This is a genomic window from Thalassococcus lentus, assembly GCF_028023555.1.
Classification (GTDB): Bacteria; Pseudomonadota; Alphaproteobacteria; order Rhodobacterales; family Rhodobacteraceae; genus Thalassococcus_A; species Thalassococcus_A lentus.
Map to the genome: position 1 here is coordinate 154,284 of NZ_JAQIOY010000001.1, position 23,137 is coordinate 177,420.

General features: G+C 57.3%; 24 protein-coding genes. 14 read left to right on the top strand and 10 right to left on the bottom strand.

Annotated features, from left to right (window positions below; translation table 11 throughout):
• The first annotated feature begins 30 nt into the window (after window positions 1–30).
• From PFY00_RS00800 to PFY00_RS00810, 3 genes are read left to right on the top strand one after another with little or no spacing between them, the layout of a single operon-like run.
• Entirely contained in the window at window positions 31–2,085 is a 2,055-nt protein-coding gene (locus PFY00_RS00800) for an acyltransferase family protein (RefSeq protein ID WP_271430614.1), read from the top strand.
• On the top strand, window positions 2,082–3,638 hold the full coding sequence (locus PFY00_RS00805; RefSeq protein WP_271430615.1) for a GMC oxidoreductase: 1,557 nt from the start codon (window positions 2,082–2,084) through the stop codon (window positions 3,636–3,638). Before PFY00_RS00800 ends, PFY00_RS00805 begins: the two co-directional genes overlap by 4 nt.
• On the top strand, window positions 3,635–4,402 hold the full coding sequence (locus tag PFY00_RS00810) for an SDR family oxidoreductase (protein WP_271430616.1): 768 nt from the start codon (window positions 3,635–3,637) through the stop codon (window positions 4,400–4,402). The genes PFY00_RS00805 and PFY00_RS00810 overlap by 4 nt, the downstream gene beginning before the upstream one ends.
• 3 nt (window positions 4,403–4,405) lie before the next feature.
• Here the strand turns inward: PFY00_RS00810 and PFY00_RS00815 are convergent, their stop codons facing one another.
• Window positions 4,406–4,813, bottom strand: a complete 408-nt coding sequence (locus tag PFY00_RS00815) for a VOC family protein (RefSeq protein ID WP_271430617.1) — start codon at window positions 4,811–4,813, stop codon at window positions 4,406–4,408.
• A gap of 125 nt (window positions 4,814–4,938) precedes the next feature.
• Between PFY00_RS00815 and PFY00_RS00820 the strand changes: the two genes are divergently transcribed.
• Together PFY00_RS00820 and PFY00_RS00825 are read left to right on the top strand one after the other, a co-directional pair.
• The gene (locus PFY00_RS00820; protein WP_271430618.1) at window positions 4,939–5,682 is read left to right on the top strand and encodes an OB-fold-containig protein; all 744 of its coding nucleotides are present in this window, start codon (window positions 4,939–4,941) and stop codon (window positions 5,680–5,682) included.
• 23 nt (window positions 5,683–5,705) lie between these two features.
• The gene (locus tag PFY00_RS00825; RefSeq protein WP_271430619.1) at window positions 5,706–7,415 is read left to right on the top strand and encodes a flotillin family protein; all 1,710 of its coding nucleotides are present in this window, start codon (window positions 5,706–5,708) and stop codon (window positions 7,413–7,415) included.
• An 89-nt stretch (window positions 7,416–7,504) separates the two neighbouring features.
• Here PFY00_RS00825 and pncB read toward each other — a convergent pair whose 3' ends face one another.
• On the bottom strand, window positions 7,505–8,797 hold the full coding sequence (pncB, locus tag PFY00_RS00830; RefSeq protein ID WP_271430620.1) for a nicotinate phosphoribosyltransferase: 1,293 nt from the start codon (window positions 8,795–8,797) through the stop codon (window positions 7,505–7,507).
• A 60-nt stretch (window positions 8,798–8,857) separates the two neighbouring features.
• Entirely contained in the window at window positions 8,858–9,451 is a 594-nt protein-coding gene (gene pncA, locus PFY00_RS00835) for a bifunctional nicotinamidase/pyrazinamidase (protein WP_271430621.1), read from the bottom strand.
• A 110-nt stretch (window positions 9,452–9,561) separates the two neighbouring features.
• Between pncA and trhO the strand changes: the two genes are divergently transcribed.
• A complete protein-coding gene (gene trhO / locus PFY00_RS00840; protein ID WP_271430622.1) occupies window positions 9,562–10,485 on the top strand; it encodes an oxygen-dependent tRNA uridine(34) hydroxylase TrhO in 924 nt (307 codons plus the stop codon).
• Window positions 10,486–10,494: 9 nt separating this feature from the next.
• Here the strand turns inward: trhO and PFY00_RS00845 are convergent, their stop codons facing one another.
• From PFY00_RS00845 to fliF, 5 genes are all read right to left on the bottom strand, one after another.
• Window positions 10,495–11,718: an MFS transporter gene (locus PFY00_RS00845; RefSeq protein ID WP_271430623.1), complete on the bottom strand. Its 1,224-nt coding sequence runs from the start codon at window positions 11,716–11,718 to the stop codon at window positions 10,495–10,497.
• A gap of 99 nt (window positions 11,719–11,817) precedes the next feature.
• A complete protein-coding gene (gene fliP, locus PFY00_RS00850; RefSeq protein ID WP_271430624.1) occupies window positions 11,818–12,540 on the bottom strand; it encodes a flagellar type III secretion system pore protein FliP in 723 nt (240 codons plus the stop codon).
• Between the two features lie 3 nt (window positions 12,541–12,543).
• Window positions 12,544–12,828: a FliM/FliN family flagellar motor switch protein gene (locus tag PFY00_RS00855; protein WP_271430625.1), complete on the bottom strand. Its 285-nt coding sequence runs from the start codon at window positions 12,826–12,828 to the stop codon at window positions 12,544–12,546.
• Entirely contained in the window at window positions 12,821–13,429 is a 609-nt protein-coding gene (locus PFY00_RS00860) for a FliH/SctL family protein (RefSeq protein WP_271430626.1), read from the bottom strand. The genes PFY00_RS00855 and PFY00_RS00860 overlap by 8 nt, the downstream gene beginning before the upstream one ends.
• Entirely contained in the window at window positions 13,426–14,967 is a 1,542-nt protein-coding gene (gene fliF, locus PFY00_RS00865) for a flagellar basal-body MS-ring/collar protein FliF (protein ID WP_408648439.1), read from the bottom strand. The genes PFY00_RS00860 and fliF overlap by 4 nt, the downstream gene beginning before the upstream one ends.
• Window positions 14,968–15,157: 190 nt before the next feature.
• On the opposite strand from fliF, the gene PFY00_RS00870 reads away from it, so the two are divergent.
• From PFY00_RS00870 to PFY00_RS00895, 6 genes are all read left to right on the top strand, one after another.
• Complete coding sequence (locus tag PFY00_RS00870) at window positions 15,158–15,661, top strand: flagellar basal body-associated FliL family protein (protein WP_271430628.1); 504 nt, start codon at window positions 15,158–15,160, stop codon at window positions 15,659–15,661.
• Window positions 15,662–15,671: 10 nt separating this feature from the next.
• Window positions 15,672–16,052, top strand: coding sequence for a DUF6468 domain-containing protein (locus PFY00_RS00875; RefSeq protein WP_271430629.1), 381 nt, complete (start codon window positions 15,672–15,674; stop codon window positions 16,050–16,052).
• Window positions 16,052–16,657 (top strand): MotE family protein, encoded by a 606-nt coding sequence (locus PFY00_RS00880; protein WP_271430630.1) that lies wholly within the window; start codon window positions 16,052–16,054, stop codon window positions 16,655–16,657. Before PFY00_RS00875 ends, PFY00_RS00880 begins: the two co-directional genes overlap by 1 nt.
• Before the next feature lie 127 nt (window positions 16,658–16,784).
• A complete protein-coding gene (locus tag PFY00_RS00885) occupies window positions 16,785–17,333 on the top strand; it encodes a L,D-transpeptidase (protein WP_271430631.1) in 549 nt (182 codons plus the stop codon).
• Window positions 17,330–18,496 carry a geranylgeranyl reductase family protein gene (locus PFY00_RS00890; RefSeq protein WP_271430632.1) on the top strand — a complete coding sequence of 389 codons (1,167 nt, stop codon included), beginning with the start codon at window positions 17,330–17,332 and terminating at the stop codon, window positions 18,494–18,496. Before PFY00_RS00885 ends, PFY00_RS00890 begins: the two co-directional genes overlap by 4 nt.
• A gap of 107 nt (window positions 18,497–18,603) precedes the next feature.
• Entirely contained in the window at window positions 18,604–18,801 is a 198-nt protein-coding gene (locus PFY00_RS00895) for a hypothetical protein (RefSeq protein ID WP_271430633.1), read from the top strand.
• A 32-nt stretch (window positions 18,802–18,833) separates the two neighbouring features.
• Here the strand turns inward: PFY00_RS00895 and PFY00_RS00900 are convergent, their stop codons facing one another.
• Together PFY00_RS00900 and PFY00_RS00905 are read right to left on the bottom strand one after the other, a co-directional pair.
• Entirely contained in the window at window positions 18,834–19,085 is a 252-nt protein-coding gene (locus PFY00_RS00900) for a hypothetical protein (protein ID WP_271430634.1), read from the bottom strand.
• Between the two features lie 76 nt (window positions 19,086–19,161).
• A complete protein-coding gene (locus tag PFY00_RS00905) occupies window positions 19,162–19,851 on the bottom strand; it encodes an arylesterase (RefSeq protein WP_271430635.1) in 690 nt (229 codons plus the stop codon).
• Window positions 19,852–19,869: 18 nt separating this feature from the next.
• Here PFY00_RS00905 and PFY00_RS00910 point away from each other — a divergent pair, with 18 nt between their 5' ends.
• Window positions 19,870–20,562 carry an ABC transporter ATP-binding protein gene (locus PFY00_RS00910; protein WP_271430636.1) on the top strand — a complete coding sequence of 231 codons (693 nt, stop codon included), beginning with the start codon at window positions 19,870–19,872 and terminating at the stop codon, window positions 20,560–20,562.
• On the top strand, window positions 20,559–23,084 hold the full coding sequence (locus PFY00_RS00915; protein WP_271430637.1) for an ABC transporter permease: 2,526 nt from the start codon (window positions 20,559–20,561) through the stop codon (window positions 23,082–23,084). Before PFY00_RS00910 ends, PFY00_RS00915 begins: the two co-directional genes overlap by 4 nt.
• The last annotated feature ends 53 nt before the right edge of the window (window positions 23,085–23,137 follow it).

A 23,137-nucleotide genomic window follows, 5' to 3' on the forward strand; every position in this document is an offset into this window, starting at 1 on the left:
CTATCTGATGGACCAAAAGGCCCAGATCAAATGAGCGCCCCGGATCATTCTCCTTTGCCATATCGCAGCGATATCGACGGCCTGCGCGCTATCGCTGTTCTGTCCGTTGTGCTCTACCACTTTGGCCTGCCTCTGCGCGGCGGGTTTGTCGGCGTGGACATCTTCTTTGTCATTTCGGGTTACCTGATCGGCGGTATTCTCTGGCGGGAATACGATTCAACCGGCCGTGTCTGGTTGCGCAACTTCTATGCCCGCCGGTTCCGGCGACTCGCGCCTGCCTTTTTTGTCGTGGCTTTGGTCACAACGCTCTTGGCCTATGCGCTGATGTTGCCGTTTGAATTTCGTGAATTCGGCAAGAGCCTGATTGCGGCAACGGTTTATCTGTCAAATGTGCTGTTCTTCAGAAGCGCCGGATACTTCGACAGTGCGTCCGATGAAAAACCGCTGCTTCACACATGGTCTCTGGCGGTCGAAGAACAGTTCTACATCTTTCTGCCGCTGTTCATTTTGGTGCTGGCGCGTTGGCGGCGCGGCCTGTTGTTCGGCCTGATCGCAGTCTGGGCCGCGTCATTTGCAGCATGTGTCTTGCTGACACCCAGAATGTCCGAAGCGGCATTCTTTCTTTTTCCGTTCCGCGCGTGGGAGATGCTAAGCGGTGTTCTGCTCGCAATCTGGAGCTATGAAACCAGCCGCACGGCACGGGGATATGCGGTTCTGTCTTGGCTGGGTCTGATCCTGATCGGCGTTTCGATCCTGTTTATCCCGGCAGGCCCGCTGTTCCCCGGCATTCTGGTGATTGGGCCTGTCGTCGGGACCGTTTTGCTCCTCGCCAACGGCGCAGGCGACAACAGCGTGAACCGATTGCTTTGTCATCCCTACGCGGTCTTTTTTGGGCTGATTTCCTATTCGCTATACTTGTGGCATTGGCCAGTGTTTGTTCTGTCGACTTACCTGCGGGATGGCCACGCCAATCTATTCGAGTCAGGTCTATGGATGATCCTGAGCGTTGGTCTGGCATGGCTGACCTGGCGGTTCATTGAAAACCCGGTCCGCTATGCGCGCAAACTCTCCGGCGCATTGGTCTTTGCCGGCACTGCCTGCGCATCAATCATCTTGTTGGGCATCGGCGGGTGGCTGTTCACACAAGACGGGCTGCCGGATCGCTTTGACAGCCGGGCGGGTGTTCACATCGCGGCATCCGGTGATTTCCTGCAGGATTGGAGTCGTTGCTACATTGCGCAAGAGTTGCCTCTGGATGGTCTGGAAGTGTGCCCGATCGGACCTGACGGCGAACCAAAGGTTCTAGTCTGGGGCGACAGCCACGTGCGCGCCTATCGCGACGGGTTGGACTTGGCCGCACACGAGGCGCAGACCCCTGGCATCATCCTTTGGCGCGCAGGATGTGCTCCGGTCTTTGGGATGCGCAAGATCGAGTCGGCAGCCACACGTGCGCAGGACACGCAATGCACGCAGGCCAACGTGCAGATCAAACAGGCCTTGGGACGGCTGGACAGCGTCGAATCCGTTCTTCTGATCGGGCGCTGGGGTTACTATGCTGAAGGGCGCGGTGTCGGCTTTGATCAGCACAACGAAATAGCGCTGTTTCCCACGGACATGGCACCACGGGACGATCAGGTTCAGGCGCAGTTGCTGGCCGAAGTAGCGGAAACAACCGTTTCGTATTTCCACAACCATTTTGACAATGTGTATGTGCTGCGCCAAACGCCCGAAATTCCATATTACGACAGCCGAAAAGCGGCACGCGAAGCCGCGCATCAAGGATGGCCCTTGGCGGCGAAACCTCAGACTCAAAACGCGGTGTCCCGCGATATGCTGGCTGTGCGAACAGCTTTGGCAGATGCACCATGGACGGATCTGGCAGAACGCGGTGTAATCACCCTGATCGATCCTTGGCCAATGTTCTGCGAGGGCGCTTTGTGTCACGCCGTGCATGGGGGTGTTGGCCAATACTTTGACAACAACCACGTCACCAATTCGGCGGCGATGCGCGTGCGGTCTCTTTTCCAGCCTGTGTTCGACAAGGACCGACGCCAAACAGCCCTGATCGAACAGGACGGTCAATGAGTCATCCACTGGCAGAAATCCAATGGGATGCCATCGTTGTCGGGACCGGGATTGGCGGTGGGACCATTGGCCGGGCTTTAGCCGAGGCAGGCCACCGTGTGCTCTTTCTCGAAAAGGGACGGGGTGGGCATCGGTCAGAGCGCAACGGCTTATCCGAGATTTTCGTCCCCGAGGCACGCGCAGCCAGAGGCCTATGGCCGGACCCTCTTCACGTGACACTGAATGGTCAAGAAACCGCGTTCTACGCGCCTCTTGGGTCTGGCGTCGGAGGGTCGTCGGCCTTCTACGCGGCAACCCTGGAGCGCCCCGAGCGGCACGATCTGGACAGCTCCGACTCGCATCCCTCAGGCGGTTGGGCCGTCGGATTTGATGCGATGCTACCATGGTACGAGGAAGCCGCCCGCGTCTATCGGGTTTATGGAACCGATGATCCCTTATCGCCGGAGCCTCCATTGCCGCTACGCAATGCGCCGGAGCTTGGCCCCGTCGAAAAAAGCCTGATGGATAGTTTTCGGGCAGCGGGCCTGCACCCTTATCATGCTCATACGGCGATCGAACGTCTTGAGGGGTGTGAAAACTGTCTGGGTGTGAAATGCCCAAAGCCCTGCAAGATGGATGGCCGATCTGCTGGCGTAGAGCCGGCTATGGCAACCGGAAACGCCGAAGTTTTGACCGAGGCCGAAGTCATCCGGATTGACGCGGATCAGACACGGGTTAACGGATTGATGGTTCGTGTGGATGGCAAGGAGCATAGGTTTCGGGCCAAGCGCTACATTCTGGCTGGCGGCGCACTGGGGTCACCCAGATTGTTGCTTGCCTCAGCAAATGAGAACTGGCCGGACGGTTTGGCCAATCGTTCTGGTCTGGTTGGTCGAAACCTCATGTTCCATCTCAACGAGATGTTCGCCCTGTGGCCCCGTGATGCCATCGATGGACCCGCGACAAAGGCAATATCCCTCAGGGATCTATACCACGCAGAAGGAACCCACTACGGCACCATTCAGGCCATGGGCATCCGCGCGAGCTATGGTGAAATCGTTCACTATCTCAATCGGATGCTCGCCCAATCCACATTGCCCGGTGCCAAGCGTCTTGCGCCATTGTCGCGCATTCCAGCCGCGTTGGCGCATCGAATGCTGGGCAGCGCGCAAATCTTTGTGGGTCTGATGGAAGACCTGCCCTATCCGGAAAACCGTGTCACATTCGATCCGGACCAGCCTGAGCGGCTATCTGTTGACTACCGTTATTCATCTGAACTGCTGGCCCGCCGAAAGGCGTTCCGGCGCGCTATAAAACGCGCATTCAAGGGACATCGGCGCTTGTTTCTGGGTCAACAGCCAGATCTGAATTACGGCCACCCCTGCGGAACCCTGCGGTTTGGCACTGATCCGGAAAAATCGGTTTTGAATGCAGACTGCCGGGCGCATGATCTGACGAACCTGTGGGTCACTGATTCCAGCTTTATGCCCACGTCCATGGGTGTAAACCCGTCATTGACGATTGCCGCAAACGCCTTGCGCGTGGCCAGTACATTTAACGAGGAACCCCAATGACACGTCTGACACCCCAAGATGGCATCGCCGTCGTAACAGGCGCGGGTTCCGGGCTGGGCCGTGCCTTGGCGACTAACCTGACGGAACAGGGTTTTCAGGTAGTCGGTCTTGGAAGGCGTCTGGCTGCACTTGAGGAAACTCAAGCGATTGCACAGGCGGGCCGTTTCATTCCCATGCCCGTCGACGTGGCAGACCCCGAGGCGGTTACCAGGGCTTTTGCAAAAATCCGGGAAACGCATGGCGCCATTGCGCTGCTTATCAACAACGCTGCCGTTTATCCGCGCAAGGATGTTCTCGACGAAACCGCGACCAGCTTCATGCATAGTGTTGCGGTCAATCTTGGTGGCACATTTGCCTGCAGCCGGGCCGCCTTGGACAGTATGGTTGAAACTGGCCACGGGCGCATTCTGAACGTCGCGACCTTTGCCGATCTCGATCCACTCCCGGCCAGCAGTGCCTATTCCGTATCAAAAGGCGCAGCCCGGATTTTGACACGCGCCCTGATCGCGGATCTGGCTGATCGTTTTCCCGGCATCGTGATTTCAGATTGGATGCCGGGCATGCTGAAAACCACAATGGGCATCCCGGATGGCCTGAGGCCGGAAGACTCTGCCAAATGGGGTGTTGAGCTGGCTTTGATGTGCGATCCATCCCTGACCGGAAGCATCTTTGAGATGGATCGCGAGGTTCTGCCACCTCGCGGTTTAAAGGGCAAAATCAAGGACGCTGTCTTGATGCGTCGCCGGAAAGCGCGACAGCTCTGAAGGCTATTCCGATACTTCGTGGACCTCGATCACGTTGCCGTCGGGATCGTAGAAAAAAATCTGCCGCCACCCAGCAACCGCCGCATTGGCCCAATCGGAATAGGGAACACCCTGTTCTTCGAGATGCGCTTTGAACGCATCCAAATCATCGGTGCGATACGCGATGTGTCCGCGCTCGACGGGGTTCACGATCTGGCCCGTGCGAAAACCGGCCATCACATCCCGTTCCGCCAAATGCATCTGGATCGCGCCGTCACTGACGAAGGCCACGTCACCGGCATAACCTTTTTTCTTTTCGAGAACGGGCAATCCTTCAGATTCTTCTTTTAGACCCAGCACTTCCCGATAGAATGTGTCCAACCGTTCAACATTCTCGGTTGCCAGATTGATGTGATGAAGTTTCAGTTTCATTTTTTGAACCTTTTCCCCTTTCTGCCAGTGTTTTGCAGAAAATCAACGGGATAGCTATTGTAACGAAGCCGTGAGGCCCTATCTATATTGTATACCATAGCATACATAAAAACTTTGGGGGACGGATGTTCGATCTTTTCCTGACGGCACCGTATGTGCCGTTTACTATAGCGCTTGCGCTTTTGTTTGGCCTTTTGGCCCTTGAACTTTTCTTTGCGCTGCTCGGCGGCACACTGCTGGGCGCTGGCGGCGAAGGATTGGACGGGCCCGAGATCGATGTCGAATTGCCTGATGTTGGCGATCTGGATCTGGATATTGATTTCGATGCCTTGGACATGGACGTGTCCGATTTCGAAGTCCCGGCCTTTGAAGAAGTTGCAATCGATACGCCGGATGGCATCGGAGAGACGGGGGGACTTGCCTCGTGGCTCGGGTTCGGGCGCATGCCGGCCCTCATATGGCTTGCCACGATCCTGTTCAGCTTTGGTGCGGCGGGATTGTTTGTCCAAAGCCTGATGACCAACACACTGGGCTTTGCGCTGCCCGCCCTGGCGGCCGCAGCACCGGCTGGCGCTTTTGCGATCTGGTTCACCCGCGGCTTCGGTGCGGTTTTTGCGCGGCTACTGCCGAAGACCGAAACCGCCGCCCTGTCCGAGCGCCATCTGGGTCGCCGCCAGGGCGTCGTGACACAAGGCACTGCCGCGCGCGGTCGTCCGGCCGAGGTCAAGGTTACGGACCGCTATGGCAACACGCATTATCTGCGGGCCGAGCCCCTGCGAGATGATGCTCAGATCCCACAAGGCGCAGAAGTCATTGTGCTGCGCCACCGACATGACGGCGGCTATCTGCTGGTTCCGCTGACCCACTGAATTTTACGTAAGAAGGAGTAAACATGGACATATCCACATTAATATTCATCGTTGCTGGCGCAATCGCGCTCGTTCTCTTCATTCCATTGGTCATTTCGCGGGTGTACCGCCGTACGACACGCGAAATCAGCTTTGTTCGAACAGGTGCAGGCGGTCGCAAGGTCATTATGGATGGCGGTGCACTTGTGATTCCACTCTTTCACGAGATCAGTCCGGTCAATATGAAAACCCTGCGACTTGAAGTGAAACGCGATGGCGAGGCCGCGCTGATCACACAAGACCGCATGCGTGTGGATGTGGGGGTCGAGTTCTATGTCTCGGTTAATGCGACTGACGAAGGGATTTCCCGAGCAGCGCAAACATTGGGCAACCGCACTTTTGATGTCGAACAACTGCGGGAGATGATCGAAGGTAAATTGATCGACGGTCTGCGCGCCGTGGCTGCGCAACTCACTATGGATCAGCTGCATGAAAACCGTGCCGACTTTGTGCAAGAAGTGCAGAACGCTGTGTCTGAGGACCTGTTGAAGAACGGCCTGTCGTTGGAATCCGTCTCGCTGACTGCCTTGGACCAAACCCCATTTGAGGCGCTGGACGAAAACAACGCCTTTAACGCCGTGGGTATGCGCAAACTGGCAGAAGTGATTGCGACCTCACGCAAGGAACGCGCTCAGATTGATGCCGATGCCGAAGTGTCGGTGCGCCGCGCGGCCATGGATGGCGAACGTCAAAAGCTGGGCATCGAGCAGGACGAGGAACAGGCCCGGATCGAGCAGATTCAGCGCGTAGAAACCATGCGTGCCGCACAGGAAGCCGAGATTGCCGCCCGCCGGGAAGATTCCATGCGCGAAACCGAGCGTGCCCGTATCGCCCGTGAAGAGGCCATTCGTGCCGCGGAAATCCTGCGAGAAAAGAACATTCGCGAGGCCGAGATCGCAAAAGAACGCGAGCTCGAAGTTGCCGATCAGGAGCGTCAGATCATCATTCAGCAGAAGTCTGAAGAGGAAAGCCGCGCGCGTGCCTCAGCCGATCTCGCCCGCGCTGAAGCGACCAAGGCCATGGAATCGGTTGTCACCGCAAAGGAAGTGGCCGAAGCCGAGCGCCTGAAGCAAATCGCACTGATCGAAGCAGCCCGTGAAGCCGAGCGCGAAGCGACCAAGATCCGTCTCGCTGCACAGGCTGAAAAGGACGCTGCAGAAGACCGGGCAATGGCGCGCCGTGAAGAGGCGCAGGCCGATGCCGATGCCATCACCATCCGCGCCGAAGCGAAGCGGCAGGACATGCTGGCCGAGGCCGAAGGTACCCGCGCGATCACCGATGCCGAGAATGCACTGAGCGCTGATCTAATCGGCATGAAGGTCGATCTGGCCCGCCTTGAGGCCCTGCCCAAGGTTCTCGCAGAAGCCGTGAAACCCGCCGAAAAGATCGACTCGATCCGTATCCATCAGGTGACCGGCATGGGCGGCGGCAGCTTTGGCGGTGGCGTTAGCGCCGGCGCAGGAACTGGCGACAAGCCCGTGGTCAATCAGGCGCTCGACTCGATCATGGGCATGGCCGTCCAGATGCCTGCCTTGCGCAAGCTTGGCGACGAACTGGGCCTGTCGATGGACGGCAGTTTGTCCGGCCTCGTCGATGGTGTCATGGATAGCTCTGAAGAGGAAACCAGTACACCGAAAGCGGTACAGAATGGTGCCGCGGACCCTGCGAAGCCCGAACAGACAGGCAAGCACTGAACCGTTTCGGGGGGCCTGCCCCCCGATCCCCCCGGGATATTTATGGCACAAAGAAACAGCGGGCTGCGAAACCAGCGCCGCTGTTTTTCTTATACAATCACGTCCTGAGCAGCCTGTTCGCCAACACCGAAAACGCGTTTGTAGCGTTCAATCTGATCCTTGGGACCCATGGCCTTGTTCGGATTGTCGGATAGTTTGACCGTGGGAGCACCATTGGCGCTGACCGCCTTGCAAACAAGGCTGAACGGCGCGAGGCGGTCGTCGGCTGTCAGACCTCGGAAATCGTTGGTCAGAAGTGTGCCCCAGCCAAAGGACACGCGGACACGGCCCTTGAACTGCTCATAAAGCTCGATGATCTTGGCTTCATCCAGACCATCAGAAAAAATCACCAGTTTCTGACGCGGGTCTTCTCCGCGGTTTTTCCACCAGTTAATCGCCACTTCGGCACCGGTTGCCGGATCACCTGAATCGATGCGAATGCCGGTCCAACCGGCAAGCCAGTCCGGAGCGTTTTTCAGGAACCCTTCGGTCCCATAGGTATCCGGAAGGATGATGCGCAGATTGCCTTCGTGCTCTTCGTGCCAATCAGCCAGAACATCATAAGGCGCGCGAGCCAGCGATTCATCATCCCGAGCAAGCGCGGCATAGACCATCGGCAATTCATGGGCGTTGGTTCCAATCGCCTCAAGATCGCGGTTTTTCGCAATCAGGCAGTTGGACGTTCCCACGAAACTGTCGCCGAGGCCTTCCAGCATTGCCTGCACACACCAATCCTGCCACAGAAAGCTGTGGCGGCGGCGGGTGCCGAAATCAGCGATGCGCAACTGCGGTTGCTGGCGAAGGTGTTCGACCTTTTCCCAAAGCTTGGTCATGGCGCGGGCATAGAGGACCTGCAATTCGAACCGGCCCATGTCGTTCAACACGGCCCGACCGCGCAGTTCCATCAAAACCGCAAGAGCAGGGATCTCCCAAAGCATGACTTCGGGCCAACTGCCCTCAAAGGTCAGTTCATACTGATCCCCGACCCGTTCCAGATGATAGGCCGGAAGGCGCATCGACTCGAACCATTCCATGAACTCCGGCGTGAACATCTGGCGCTTGCCATAAAACGTGTTCCCGCGGAGCCATGTGCTTTCACCCCGCGTCAGCGAAAGTGACCGAATATGGTCGAGTTGTTCGCGCAATTCGCCTTCGTCGATCAGCCGGGCCAGCGGAACCTGTTGCGATCGGTTGATCAGGCTGAAAGTCACCTGTGTGTCGCGTTTGTTGCGAAACACCGACTGGCACATCAGCAGTTTGTAGAAATCTGTGTCAATCAGGGACCGGACGATCGGATCGATCTTCCACTTGTGGTTCCAGACACGGGTTGCGATATCGACCATGTCGGCCTCCAATTGGATCGTTGCGCCGTTTAAATCCGCCGCAGCGAACCATTGCAAGTATCAGACAAGCTTTACACCCGTCGCGCGCATGCCATCCTGTGCCGCCGCCAGCGATCCATCCATGTCGATGGCCCGGCACAGATCCTGACGAACCGTCACATCAAAGCCAAGCCGCGCCGCGTCTACAGCCGAGAAATTCACGCAAAAGTCAGTGGCGAGGCCAACCATAACCAACTCGTCGATCCCGCGGGCTCGCAGGTACCCTTCGAGCCCAGTGGGCGTGGTCTGATCGTTTTCGAAGAACGCTGAATAGCTGTCGATCTGGGGCCGGAAGCCTTTTCTGATAATCAAATCGGCCCGGTCGGCATCGAGACCGGCATGGAACGCCGCGCCCGAGCTTCCCTGCACACAGTGATCCGGCCAGAGCACTTGCGCGCCATAAGGCATTTCGATCATTTCGAAGGCCGCCTTGCCATCATGCTGACTTGCGAAAGACGAGTGGCCTGCAGGGTGCCAGTCCTGTGTCAAAACCACCGAGTCAAACTCAGACATCAATGCATTAATCGGTGAGACGATCTGATCCCCGCCTTCAACCGCCAAGGCGCCACCGGGGCAAAAATCGTTCTGGACATCTATAACGATCAGGGCTCGCATTTGCGCCTCCTTTTGGTTGCGCAATGGGTAGGCCCGAGTGATGACAGCGTCAAGGGTTGCGGCATTGCTCCCCCTTGCGGACAAGACCGGAATCCGCCTATTTCCCCGCCATGTTTACTGTCTGCGCGCTATACCACTTTACCCGTTTTGATGATCCGGCGGCTCTTCAGGGCCCTTTGCTGGAGCTCTGCCGCGCGCAGAAAATCACAGGCACGTTGCTTTTGGCCCATGAGGGAATCAACGGCACGATTGCCGGCCCGAGTTCCGGCATAGATGCCGTTCTGGCGCATATCCGCAGCCTGCCGGGCTGCGAAACGCTGGAGTGGAAGCTTTCCTCCGCGAAAGAGCGTCCTTTCATCCGCATGAAAGTACGGCTGAAGCGTGAAATCGTGACCATGGGGCAGCCCGATGTCGACCCCAAGGCACGTGTTGGACACTATGTTGATCCGGCCGACTGGAACGCATTGATCCGTAGCCCGGATGTCGCTGTTATTGACACCCGCAACGACTATGAAGTGGCGATTGGCACATTCGAGGGCGCCGTAGATCCAAAGACCGAAAGCTTCCGGGATTTTCCGGCTTGGTGGGACGAAAACAAACATCGGTTTCACAACAAGCGGATCGCCATGTTTTGCACGGGCGGAATTCGGTGTGAGAAGAGCACCAATTTCCTGCTTGGGCAGGGCGTCGAAGATGTGCTGCATCTAAAAGGCGGCATTCTGAAGTACCTCGAAGAGGTGCCAGAAGAGGACAGCACCTGGCAAGGCAGCTGTTTTGTGTTCGACGGGCGAGTTTCTGTGGAACACGGGCTACGCGAAGGCCCCCACGAATTGTGTCATGCCTGTCGTCGTCCCATTCTGCCCGACGACCGGAGTCGCCCTGAATTTGAACAGGGCGTATCGTGTCATCAATGTATCGATGAAACTGCCGAAGCTGACAAAATGCGGTTCCGCGAGCGGCAAAAACAGATTGCCCTGGCCAAGGCACGCGGCACTCAACACATCCGCGTGGATGTTGAGGACGAAGCAAGCTGATCCCACTGTTCAGGCCGCGACGGGTGTTCCCTTGGGACCCGCACTGCGCACAAGAACCACGATCATGATTGCGATGTTCAACCCATTCCAGACAATCCCGTTGATGAAAGCCCACTGGTAGCTTCCGGTCCAGTCGTAGATGGCGCCGGACAACCAACCGCCCAGGGCCATTCCCAAGATCGTCATCATCAAGACAAATCCGACGCGGGCGCCCGCCTCTTTTGCAGGCAGATACTCCCGGACGATCAAGGCATAGCTTGGTACAATACCGCCCTGGCTGAGACCAAACACCAAACTGACCACGTAAAGGCTGACAAGCTCGCCCGCGGGTAGGTACAGAAACAGGGCCACGGCCTGCAGGGTTGATCCGATCAAGACGGTTCGTACGCCGCCCAACCAATCCGCCAAATAGCCGGACAACACCCGTGATACGACACCGCCCAGCAACATGAGCGACAGCATCTCGGCCCCCACGGCTGACCCGAATCCCATATCCACACAAAGCGCCACAATGTGCACCTGTGGCATCGACATAGCCACACAACAACAGACGCCTGCCAAGCCCAGCAGAAGCTGGAGTTGCCTTGGTGTGAAACCGGTTTTTCGGGCCCGCGCTGTTGAAACTGCATCAGATTGCTCTTGTGCGTCAGCAGGCACTTGTTTGCGCAGCAAGGCAGCGGACGGAAGAAGAACAACCACGGTCAGGATTGCCAACGTTCCATAGACCCACCGCCAACCGGCATCAGCGGCCAACGCACTAAGCAAGATCGGCCAAATTGCGCCGGACAGATAGTTTCCCGATGCGGCAATCGCCACCGCGATCCCACGCCTGAGCCGAAACCATTGCGAAATATCCGCTATCAAAGGCCCAAAGCAGGAGGCCGAACCAAACCCAATCACGAACTGGATCAGGCTGAGAAGGAGGATCGAGGGTGCCAAGGCCGCTACGGAATACCCGACAGCGACCACCAGTGCTGCGACTGCCAGGGAAACAGCCATGCCCCATCTATCCACGGCGCGGCCAATGAACAGGTTGCCCAAGGCGAATCCCACCATCGTCAGAGCGTAGGGCAAAGACGCCTGCGCCCGCGTGGCATCAAACTCTTGCTGGACCTCTGGCATCACCACCGTGATCACCCAAAGGCCCACATTCCCGACGATGGCCACGCCAAGTGTCAGCGCAAGCCGCATCCAGGAATACCGCGTATCAAAGGGGGAATCAGGCGCGTCCATGACTGCAGGTTAGGGCCGGACCAATCCGTTAGATAGCGGCAAATCACCCATGAAAGGATGCGCCACAAATCAGCCCGGCTAATCGCCGGTTGGCTGTGGTCAGAAGTACCCCCGAACAAGGCTGCCCGCCAACAGCGACCACCCGTCAGCAACAACGAAGAATGCCAGTTTGAATGGCAATGACACGATGGCGGGCGGGACCATCATCATGCCCATGGACATGAGAACAGCAGCAACGACCAGATCGATAATCAAAAAGGGCAGGAAAATCAGAAACCCAACCTGAAAAGCGCGGGCAATCTCAGAGAGCATGAAGCTTGGGACGAGAACAGAGAGCGGGGATTGTTCGGACAGGCTGGATCCGGCCGAATCCGGCCTCAGATCGGCCATGGCTGCAAAGGTCTGAGGGTCAACCCGGGCTGCCATAAAGATTCGGAACGGGCCGAGCGCATTGGCAAACGCCTGTTCTATGTCGAGGTTTTCCTCGAGTAGGGGCTGAATACCCACATCCCAAGCCTCTGAGAAAACCGGCTCCATGACGAAATAGGTTAGAAACAGCGCAAGGCTGACGAGCAGCATGTTTGGTGGGGATTGTTGCAGGCCTATGGCCTGCCGCAAAATTGCAAGAACCGTCACGATGAACGGAAAACAGGTGATCATGATTGCCAGCCCCGGTGCCAGACTGAGCAGCGTGATCAACGCGATAAGTTGCAGGCTGGTTGCCGTCACCGATCCACCATCACCCAGGTCGAGCGAGAGCGATTGAGCCTCGGCCGCCACTGGATGGAATAGAAAGGCTGCAACGATAAACCAGACGCGCATGGGTCAGGTCGACGCTTTCATGTCGGACACCTCGGTCAAACGTACAGCAAGCTGCGTCTGTCCATCAGCCTCGATGATTTCCAAAACGCCGATGCCGATCTTTTGGTCGCCGACAAACAATTCGACCGGGTCTTCAAGCCGCTTGTCGAGCTTGAGTACGCTGCCCTCTGACAGCTTTAAAAGATCGCGGACCAGTGGGCGGGCACGCCCGACCGCCACGGTGATTTCGATTGGCACGCTGGTAAAGGGTCTGTCCGCTTCTGCAACGGGTGCTGTATCACTATCCATTGGCAACTTTTCTCCGGTTGTCGTGCGTAAAGGCGGACACCGCTTCGGCCACCGAATGCAGCAGGGCATTCAGGTCGAGCTGTCGCTCGGTTTCGCCAAATCGGATGTCCGCCTGTTCTTCGGCCAGCGTGTCATCCTCGACCAGCCTGATGGGAAAACCATAGGATTCGTCCAACAAAGGCCGGACTGCCTCGCGGTTTTGCGGCGCAACCGCGACAATGACTTCGAGGTTGCCGATTTGCTTGGCCATGGATTGTAGCTGATCCGAAATGTGCTGTGCAAAGGTTTGTTGCGCCAATTTGGGCAGCACCGCTTTGACGATTTCATCCAGCAAAGGCGCCATTGCATTCATGACGTGCCCGTAGGCTTCGTGGTAGGTAAAGGACAGATCCTGCAGGTGTTGACCAAATCCGCTGGAAATACGGGTGCGGTCATCAGACTGCGCCTTGACCGCATCATCCCAACCTGCGCGATAACCTTCTTCGAATGCACTCAGCCGCAGGCTTTCCAACTTGGCGTTCGTGGTCACTGCGGAGCCAACGGCCGGTGCCACATCTGCAATTTGCTCAAAATTCTCCAAATAGTTGGCGAGATCGGTCAATTGATCTGCTCCTTTTCATCGAGCCAGCTGCGCAGAATTTCCACAGTTTCGGTTTTTCGATCTGAAATCAGGCCCCGCAAACGATCGACCGGGTCTTCTTCGGATAGGGTCTTTGGCTGCGATGCCAGTGCAGGCAACTTTTGCGGGTCCAGATCCTTTTCTGCGCCGATCACGTCAGGTCCTGTCGTGGGATCAATTTCACCCACCAAAACGCTTTCGGGCGCTCCAACCGGCGCTGGAAGTGCCGCTGACTCAAGCGATGGCATTTCGGCGGAAGAACGCATCAAAACCGGCCGAACCACAAACAGCCCGAGCATAAGCGCCACAAACCCAAGGACAGCCATCTGAGCCAATCGCATGATGTCCAGTTCACCAGAAAAGAACCCCGGTTCGATTGGCCCGGTTCCAAGCCCTTCAGGGCGATCAAAAGGCATAGAGTGTATGGTGATCCGATCACCGCGCTGTTCGTCGAAACCAACTGCCGAGGAAACAAGTTCGCGCAACGACTCAAGCTCGGTGTCGGGCAGCGGCTGGAACTGCTGAGCCCCCTGTTCATCCGTCGTGAAACGCCCATTCACCAGAACTGCAACGGTCAGCCGTTTTATCGCGCCGGGTCCTCGTGTGATTTCTCTGGTGGTTTCAGAAACCTCATAGTTGATGCGTTCACGAATTTCCGTCGCTTGAGATCGCGATCCATCACCGCCACCGGCGACGCCATCAGGCAGGTTCGACGCCACTGAAACATCACCGCCACCAGCATCCTGGGTGTTGTCTGACCGCTCTTCCGTATCAGTGGAAATCACAACGCGGCCTTGCGGGTCTATCCGGCGTTCCAAAATCGACTCACTTTCGGTGACTGTATCGACACTGACTTCGACCACTGCGTTACCGACGCCGACGCGGGCTTCCATCAGTCGCTGAACACGGTCACGCAGATCACTGACCCGATCCCGAGCATTTGGACCTGCGGCCGTTTCAGATTCGCCCGAGATCAGGCCCCCTTTTCCGTCGATAACGGCTACCTCTTCCGGGTCCAGGCCCGGCACTGCGGAGGCTACGAGGAATTTCAAAGCTCTGGCCTGTTGTTGCGAAAGCGTTCCGCCGGCAGTTGTGACCGAAATCGACGCGGTTGGTGTGACGTCCCGCTGAAACGGATTTGCGGAACTGTTGGCAATGTGAACACGAGCCGAGGAAATCGCCGGATTTGCGACAATCGTGCGCGAAAGCTCCCCTTCCTTCGCCCGCCAATAGGCAGCATCGAACATCTGGGAGGTTGTTCCGAAGCCGGACAATCCATCCAGCAACTCATAGCCCTGAGTGCTGTTCGCAGGCATGCCTTCACTGGCGAGGGTCAGGCGCAGCGCATCGCGGTCTGCCTGAGGCACAAAAATCGCGCCACCTCGTATTTCATACACCACAGCCCGCGATTCGAGCGCCTGCACAACTTCGCCAGCGGCACCGTTTTCGAGCCCGGCATAAAGCAGGGCCATACTGGGCGCCGACGCCATTCGCGCAAGGCCCAGAACTGACAAGGCCATCGCGATCGAAGCGCCAAAAACGATCAATCGCTGTTTGATGCTCAGCGCATTCCATACCGAGAATAACTGCAAGTCCAACCTCCGCTCCAAACATTCTGTTCGGTTGAAGCCAGAGATTGGACGATCTGCCTTAACAATCGGTTAGCCCATTTGCGCCTATAACCTTTTGATACGAACACAGGGGAAAAGGATGACTGACGCCAACGCAAACGCAGCCATTGACGAGGAGTCGCCCAAAAAGCGTTCCAAATTGCCGCTCGTCATTGGGTTGGTGCTGGCCCTTGCAGGGGGCGCGGGCGGATTCTTTGCGGTGCAAAGCGGGATGCTGGGCGGTTCGGATCAAAGCGCAGTTGAGGCGGGCGCTGAAAAAACGGATCCGATGGAGCCTTTGCCCGAGGTCGCCTTTGTCGAGGTCCCGCCTCTTACAATCTCGTTGTCGCCAACGTCGCAGGCCAGCCATCTGAGGTTTCGAGCCAGCCTGGAGGTTCCTTCACAATACGAAGCCGAAGTGGCGGGGATCCTTCCGAGGGTCCAGGACGTATTGAACAGCTATTTGCGAGCTTTGGACCCATCAGATCTCCAATCACAGGGCGCACTGGTCAAACTGCGGGCCCAGATGCTTAGGCGCGTGAAACTGGTGGCCGGAAAAGGCAGGGTTCGCGACCTGCTCGTGTTGGAATTCGTCTTGAACTGAGAGGACCGGAATGGACTTGATCGCTGACATTCTGCTTGCTGCGGGCGCGCTGGGCGCCGGGTTTTATTGTTTCATTTTGGCGCGGCGTCTCACACGCTTCACCAATCTTGAAAATGGTGTGGGTGGGGCTGTTGCCGTGCTTTCCGCCCAAGTCGACGACCTATCCAAGACGCTGGAATCGGCTCGGAACGCTGCTGGTGAATCAGGCAAATCGCTTGAGGAACTGACCGAGCGCGCGGAAGATGTAGCAAGGCGGCTGGAGTTGTTGGTCGCCTCCATGCATGACTTGCCGCAAGCTCCGCAACCAGAACAATCCGCCGTGCAACAGGCCCCTGCCCCTGAAGCAACCGAACCTGTTTTTGTTCGCCATCCACGCAGCGGAGCACTTTGATGGAAAAACCGAAAAAACAACGCCGATCAAAGACATTTGGTGCATTGTCTGTGATCGGCTCACTGCTGCTCGCCTCGGCAGTCCTACGAATCACGATTGGGGCTACATCGGCAATTGCACGAGAAGAGCCGCTGAAAGCACCACCTGACGTCCAGCAAGTTGCCGCGGAACCTGCCGCCACGTCCCTTTTGTCCGACGAAGACATTGCCCCGGTTCTGGCTGCATTAAAGGCGCGAGAAACGCGAATCGCCAAACGCGAAGAAGCTGTTGCTGTTCGGCAAAAAGCGCTGGAAATCGCAAAGTCCGAGATCGACCAGAGAATGGCGGCCTTGGCCGCAGCTGAGGAAAGCCTGAAAGCCACTCTGTCGCTCGCACAGACCGCTGCCGAAGACGACATCAAAAAGCTGACAGATGTTTATGCCACCATGAAACCTAAGAAAGCGGCGGCCTTGTTTGAAGAGATGGACCCCGAATTTGCTGCTGGTTTCCTTGGCAGAATGCGGCCAGATGCGGCAGCAGCAATTCTGGCCGGGCTTAACCCGCAGGCAGCCTATACAATCAGTGTTATCCTTGCCGGTCGCAACGCCAATGCGCCTAAAAACTAGGTTGCTTGACGCTGGGTGAAGTGTGGCGCGCACGCCATCGTGAAAGCGATGTCCCGCTAGCGGGATTGATTTTCAGGCCAATTTCGGCGAAAAACGCGGCTGAAATTTAGTTAGAGTGAGAGCTGCCATGATCTCCCGCCGTTCATTTGTTGCCGCCGCAGCCGCGACTGTTGCGATGCCAGCCCATGCGTTTCAGGTCGACCCGATTTTTCGGCCGCAAACCGTAACGATCAAGAAAGACCTTGAGCCGGGTCAGTTGTTGATTTTGCCCCGTGCGCATTTTCTCTATTTTGTCGAAGCCCCCGGTCAGGCCCGCCGCTACGGTGTGGGCGTTGGCAAAGCCGGGCTCGAATTCACGGGTGTTGCCAAAATCGGCGCCAAGAAGGAATGGCCGACCTGGCGTCCTACGAACGAAATGATCGAACGCGATCCGCACCTCTACGGAAAGTTCATCGACAACGACTATGTTCAGCCCGGTGGCCCCGGCAATCCGCTTGGGTCGCGTGCCTTGTACCTGTTCCAGAACGGTCGCGACACGTTCTTCCGCATCCACGGAACCACGGCGCCGCGTTCGATCGGGCGGTCGGTTTCGAATGGTTGCATTCGGATGCTGAACGACCACGTTGCGGACCTTTACGATCGGGTGCCGCTTGGCTCGACCGTGACGGTCCTGTGACGGCCAAGTCAGGTCAGCAAACTCAAAAATTTGATCTCATCGTCATTGGCGCCGGTCCTGCCGGCGCCTCTGCTGCTTTGGCGGCTTCCCGGGACGGTTTGAGAGTAGCGTTGGTTGATAAACGGCAGTTCCCGCGGGACAAACTCTGCGGTGGCGCATTGACGGGCCGCGCCGTTTCAACGTTTCAACGGCTATATCAAAAACAATTACCCGAGATTCCGATCAACACATGCACCAGCATGTTTTTTCACGGCTTTGGGCATGACCTGGGGCGTGACGAAAATGCGCCACCCCTGTTTCTCGGAATGCGCCGAGCCTTGGACCACTTTCTGTTGCAAGCCGCCGCTGAATCGGGTGCCCGCACTTTTCTTGGCGAGAGCGGGTCTCTCGATCCTGAAACGAACATACTCTCGCTTGCGAACACAAACCTGATGGCGCCCTTGGTGATCGGGGCGGACGGCGTGAATAGCGCGACGGCCCATACTCTTTTTGGGCAGGCGTTTGACCGGCAAAAAATCGGCTTTGCGCTCGAAGTCGAAATTGAAGGCAACGATCCCGACCGCGAACTGCGGATTGATTTCGGCGCGGCGGACTGGGGATACGGCTGGCAGTTCCCCAAGACAAACGGCACAACAATCGGACTGGGCGGGCTGCTGTCTCAAAATGCCGATATGAAAGCGCATCTAGCCCGATACCTTGCTTTCCTGAATGTTCATGAACCGATCAAACCCAAAGGCCAATTCCTGCCGTTTGGAGATTTTCGCACGGTGCCGGGGAAAGGCCGGGTTCTGCTGGCGGGCGATGCCGCCGGCTTGGTTGATCCGATTACCGGTGAGGGCATCGGACACGCCATGGAAAGCGGCGCCCTGGCCGCCAATGCAGTCAGGGATGCCCTGCAACGCAAAGAGCCAGACAAGGCACTGGACTTCTATCGCCAATCACTTGCTCCGATGCATCAAAGCTTGCGCCACGCACGTTTACTGCGGAATTTGATATTCCGGCCCGCCTTTCGTGGAATCTTTATCAAGAATTTTCAGCGATCAAAACGCCTTAGATCTGAGTACCTGCGCCTGATGGCCGGGGAAACAGAATATGCCGATCTTATGAAGCTGACTGCGCGGCGCTTGCCCGGCGCTGTGCTGCGCAGCCTGAAGCCTTACTAAACTCTGGATAGAACAAACGCGCAGGGCGTCACAATCTTGCCGGGATTTGATGGGATTAAGAATTTGTCAGTCTTTTTGGCTGCATATTTCGACCCGGAGAGCAAAACATGATCGCAATTGCATTCATCTTGGGTGGCGTATTCGCAAGCTTTGCGGCTCTGGCTGGATACTTCTTGCTGGGCTTTGGCGTTTGGACTGCGGTTTTCTGCTATCTTTCGACCGCGCTTGCCTTCACGCTTCTACCACTGCTGCGGGCCGTCTTTGCAGACAACCGCAATGGCGACTCTCTCGCCATCTCCAGCTAACGCTGGGCGCATACCAGATGCGCCCAAGCGCGTTACAAAAGCACCCGCACGACCAGCAAATTCGGGATGACAAATGCGGCGGCGATGCAAAACAGCATGGCCCAGTGCGACACAAGCTTGAACATCTTTGATTCCTCAAGCGCATCGCCATAAGCCAAGGCTGCAAAGACCAAAGCGCCAGATTGACCCTGCTCCAGCTTCTGGCTCTTCACCAGCTCGGCTTTTGCGGCCTCATAGCGAGCATTCAGAAATTGCGTGTCTTTGATTGCGTTCGGATTTTGCATTCTACTCTCCTGTTGGCGACTTGGCGTGACATGGTGCCAACCAGCGAGAGGGCAAGGGAAAATCCGTCCTGTATCTTCAATTCTTTGTGGCGCGCGCGCTTTCGACGCGGTCAATCAATTCGAGCACGTAGGGGCCGACAACATCGACGATTTTGGCAACGCCTTCCGCGTTGGGGTGAATGCCATCAGCCTGCATGAAACTGTCAAAACCGGGAACTGGCGCACCGTCCTGCATCAAACCTGCAAAAAAGTTGTCCAGATAGAGCGTTTCGTATTCTTTGGCGAGCTCAGGATAAAGCGCATCGAAAGCCTGCTTGTAATCGTCACCATAGTTGGCCGGTGCGGTCATACCGATCAAGAGAACTTCCAGACCTTTGTTTTGAGCAATCTCAAGGATGCCCTTGATGTTCGTCCGTGACACTTCGGGCGGAATTCCACGCAACAAGTCATTGCCGCCCAAGGTAAGGATCATCGCATCAGTCAGAGGGCCAATCGACCAATCCGCTCTGGCCAAACCGCCTGCAGTTGTGTCACCCGACACCCCCCCATTGACCACCCGCACGGTTTGACCGTTTTCATCCAGCCAAGCCGTCAGCTGATGAACAAATCCCTCATTGTCGAAGAGCCCGTATCCTTGCGTCAGGCTGTCACCTAAGGCGAGAATTTCAATGTCCTGTGCAGTCGCTGGGAATGCAAAGGCGGCAAACATCATCGCCAACGTCTTGCTGTGCGCAGCACGGAGCCCATATCTAACCCATTGAAACATGTGCCGGACCCTTTCTTGATGCCTGATCCTGTTCTCTCACTAAAAGATGTGACCTTGCGACTGAAGGGCAATGCCGGACCCGTCGAAATCCTGCATGGAATTACTTTGGATGTCGAAAAAGGGGAAACGCTTGGGCTGGTGGGGCCATCCGGGTCCGGAAAGTCGTCATTGCTGATGGTTATGGGCGGTCTTGAGAAGGCAAGCAGCGGTTCGGTACAGGCACTGGGACGCGATCTGACACAACTGGACGAAGACGGGTTGGCGCGGTTTCGACGCGATCACATGGGCGTGGTTTTTCAAAGCTTTCATTTGATCCCGACAATGACCGCCTTAGAGAACGTCGCGACGCCGCTGGAATTGGCAGGAGACAAAGACGCCTTTTCCCGCGCTGCCGAAGCTTTGGAGACCGTGGGGCTTTCCCACCGGACGGGGCATTACCCGGCACAGATGTCTGGCGGCGAACAGCAACGGGTTGCCTTGGCTCGCGCAATGGCACCGCGTCCCGACATTTTGTTAGCGGACGAACCAACCGGGAATCTGGACGGAAAAAATGGGCAGGCCATTGTTGATCTCTTGTTTGATTTGTCTCAGCAACATGGCGCGACATTGGTTTTGGTAACACATGCGCCAGAATTGGCCGCACGATGCAGCAGAACCATTCGTCTCGATGACGGTCGCATCGCAACACAACACCCAAAGGCCGCGGAATGAGTTGGGGAATCGCTGCCAGACTGGCTCGGCGTGAATTACGCGGCGGGCTCAGAGGGTTTCGGATATTTCTGGCCTGTCTGGCTCTGGGCGTTGCGGCGATCGCCGGTGTCGGCTCTGTTCGCTCAGCCATCGAGGCGGGGCTCGCGGATCAGGGGGCGATCCTGTTGGGCGGCGACGCTCAGGCAGAGTTTACCTACAGATTTGCCACACAAGAAGAACGCGCAGCGCTTGAACGCGTCTCCAACCGCGTCTCCGAAGTGACGGATTTCCGATCTATGCTGGCCGTTGACGGACCCGACGGCGTGGAACGTGCCCTGACACAGGTAAAGTCGGTCGACGCAGCCTATCCTTTGCTCGGACAGATCCAACTGAAGCCCAACATGTCACTGAGCCAGGCATTGGTCGGCCAAGACAAACCCGGTGCCGTTATGGCGCCTGTCCTGGCAGATCGACTCGGATTGGAACCCGGAGACACCTTCAAACTGGGATCAAAGGAATTTCAGCTGAGCGCGATTTTGACCTCAGAGCCAGACGATGCCGGAGATGGATTCGGCCTCGGGCCGCGCACAATCGTCAGAACGGCAGATCTGGAAGGGTCTGGCCTGTTGTCGTCCGGGTCATTGTTTGAAACGCGCTATCGTTTGGACCTTGATGACAATGCCAACCTTGATGCTGTCGCCGCCGAATTGCTGATGGAATTTGAAGACAACGGACTGAGCTGGCGGGATTCGCGGAACGGCGCGCCCGGAATTGCAGCCTTTGTAGACCGGCTGGGCAACTTTCTTGTTCTTGTCGGCTTGTCCGGTTTGGCTGTCGGGGGAATTGGCGTTTCCTCCGCAGTTCGCGCCTATCTGGGGCAGAAAACCTCGGTCCTTGCGACGCTCAGAACACTTGGTGCCAGCCGGCAGGTGATCTTTCTTACGTACTTCATCCAGATTGGCGTTCTGGCCCTGTTGGGCATTGCAATCGGTCTTTTGCTGGGCGCGTTGATCCCAATCGCTCTTGGACCTGTGATTTCGAGCGCCTTGCCCATTCCCGCGATCTTTTCGCTGCACCCCGCTCCATTGGCCGAAGCTGCGCTCTATGGGGTTCTGACCGCTTTGATCTTTACGTTGTGGCCCCTCGCCCGTGCCGAGGATGTTCGCGCTGCGACCCTGTTCCGGGATGCACTGGGATCAGCCAGCACCTTCCCGGCGATACGCTATATCGTGGCAACTGTCCTTCTCGTTGGCGCTTTGTTGGGGGCTGCCAGTGTGTTTTCAGGCAACGCGCTGCTGACGCTGTGGACAGCAGCTGGCGTTCTGACGTCGCTGATCCTTCTGGTTCTGGCGTCCGCTTTGATCCGCTGGATAGCACGCCTGATGAATCCCTCGGCTCGGGGTCGACCCGTTTTACGCTGGGCGCTGGGCACCATTGGCGGACCCGGCGAAAACACCGCGACGGTGGTGTTGTCTTTGGGACTTGGGCTGTCGGTGCTGGCTGCCATCGGGCAGATCGACGGCAATCTACGCAGTGCAATCGACCGTGATTTGCCGGATGTCGCCCCGTCCTACTTTTTCGTTGATATCCAGAAAGATCAGATGCCCGGCTATCTGCAGCGACTGGAGAACGACCCGGCTGTAAGCCGGATCGACAGTGCGCCAATGCTTCGCGGCATTATCTCGCGGATCAACGGGCTGCCTGCCAAAGAGGTTGCCGGGGAACACTGGGTGATCCGGGGTGATCGCGGTGTCACCTATGCTGCCCAACCAGACGCGCGCACTAGGGTCACTGCAGGAACATGGTGGGACGCCGATTATAACGGCCCACCCTTGGTCAGTTTCGCTGCTGAAGAAGCCGAAGAAATGGGGCTAAAGCTGGGTGACACCATCACCGTGAATATTCTTGGCCGGGACATCACTGCTGAAATCACGAGCTTTCGGGAGGTTGATTTTTCGACAGCGGGCATCGGCTTTATCATGACGATGAACCCATCCGCGCTGGCTGCCGCTCCGCATACATTCATCTCGACCGTCTACGCTGAACAAACCGCTGAGGCTGCGATTTTGCGCGATCTCGCCGGACAGTTTCCCAATATCACTGCCATACGTGTACGAGACGCCATCGACCGGGTGAGCGAGCTTCTTGGCGGTATAGGTGCGGCCATCCGATGGGGCGCTGCCGCCACGCTGCTGACCGGGTTCCTGGTCTTGATTGGTGCCGCTGCTGCTGGCGAAGGGGCCCGCACATACGAGGCCGCCGTGCTCAAGACACTGGGGGCCAGCCGTGCCCGAATCCTTCAGAGCTTTGCTTTGCGGTCCGCTTTGCTTGGGGGCGGCGCGGCGTTGGTTGCGCTCGCGGCCGGGATTGGTGGCGGATGGGCTGTCAGTACCTTTGTGATGGAAACCGACTTTGCCGTGATCTGGCCCTCGGCGCTGGGCATTGTGGCAGGCGGGGTGCTGGCCACTATTGCCGCCGGTCTTCTGTTCGCTTGGCGCCCACTCTCAAGCCGCCCGGCCAATGTGCTTCGTGCGCGCGAATAGTCACCTTGAACCTTTGTGCCGCGACTGGCACGTGACACCCAACTGTTAGCCAT

Coding starts and splice junctions, on each gene's coding strand:
- trhO (WP_271430622.1), top strand. CDS start 9,562: ATGTTTACTGTCTGCGCGCTATACCACTTTACCCGTTTTGATGATCCG.
- PFY00_RS00805 (WP_271430615.1), top strand. CDS start 2,082: ATGAGTCATCCACTGGCAGAAATCCAATGGGATGCCATCGTTGTCGGG.
- PFY00_RS00815 (WP_271430617.1), bottom strand. CDS start 4,813: ATGAAACTGAAACTTCATCACATCAATCTGGCAACCGAGAATGTTGAA.
- PFY00_RS00915 (WP_271430637.1), top strand. CDS start 20,559: ATGAGTTGGGGAATCGCTGCCAGACTGGCTCGGCGTGAATTACGCGGC.
- PFY00_RS00820 (WP_271430618.1), top strand. CDS start 4,939: ATGTTCGATCTTTTCCTGACGGCACCGTATGTGCCGTTTACTATAGCG.
- PFY00_RS00900 (WP_271430634.1), bottom strand. CDS start 19,085: ATGCAAAATCCGAACGCAATCAAAGACACGCAATTTCTGAATGCTCGC.
- PFY00_RS00845 (WP_271430623.1), bottom strand. CDS start 11,718: ATGGACGCGCCTGATTCCCCCTTTGATACGCGGTATTCCTGGATGCGG.
- fliP (WP_271430624.1), bottom strand. CDS start 12,540: ATGCGCGTCTGGTTTATCGTTGCAGCCTTTCTATTCCATCCAGTGGCG.
- PFY00_RS00800 (WP_271430614.1), top strand. CDS start 31: ATGAGCGCCCCGGATCATTCTCCTTTGCCATATCGCAGCGATATCGAC.
- PFY00_RS00870 (WP_271430628.1), top strand. CDS start 15,158: ATGACTGACGCCAACGCAAACGCAGCCATTGACGAGGAGTCGCCCAAA.
- pncB (WP_271430620.1), bottom strand. CDS start 8,797: ATGGTCGATATCGCAACCCGTGTCTGGAACCACAAGTGGAAGATCGAT.
- PFY00_RS00825 (WP_271430619.1), top strand. CDS start 5,706: ATGGACATATCCACATTAATATTCATCGTTGCTGGCGCAATCGCGCTC.
- PFY00_RS00880 (WP_271430630.1), top strand. CDS start 16,052: ATGGAAAAACCGAAAAAACAACGCCGATCAAAGACATTTGGTGCATTG.
- PFY00_RS00905 (WP_271430635.1), bottom strand. CDS start 19,851: ATGTTTCAATGGGTTAGATATGGGCTCCGTGCTGCGCACAGCAAGACG.
- PFY00_RS00810 (WP_271430616.1), top strand. CDS start 3,635: ATGACACGTCTGACACCCCAAGATGGCATCGCCGTCGTAACAGGCGCG.
- fliF (WP_408648439.1), bottom strand. CDS start 14,967: ATGGCCTTGTCAGTTCTGGGCCTTGCGCGAATGGCGTCGGCGCCCAGT.
- PFY00_RS00910 (WP_271430636.1), top strand. CDS start 19,870: ATGCCTGATCCTGTTCTCTCACTAAAAGATGTGACCTTGCGACTGAAG.
- PFY00_RS00885 (WP_271430631.1), top strand. CDS start 16,785: ATGATCTCCCGCCGTTCATTTGTTGCCGCCGCAGCCGCGACTGTTGCG.
- PFY00_RS00875 (WP_271430629.1), top strand. CDS start 15,672: ATGGACTTGATCGCTGACATTCTGCTTGCTGCGGGCGCGCTGGGCGCC.
- PFY00_RS00855 (WP_271430625.1), bottom strand. CDS start 12,828: ATGGATAGTGATACAGCACCCGTTGCAGAAGCGGACAGACCCTTTACC.
- PFY00_RS00895 (WP_271430633.1), top strand. CDS start 18,604: ATGATCGCAATTGCATTCATCTTGGGTGGCGTATTCGCAAGCTTTGCG.
- pncA (WP_271430621.1), bottom strand. CDS start 9,451: ATGCGAGCCCTGATCGTTATAGATGTCCAGAACGATTTTTGCCCCGGT.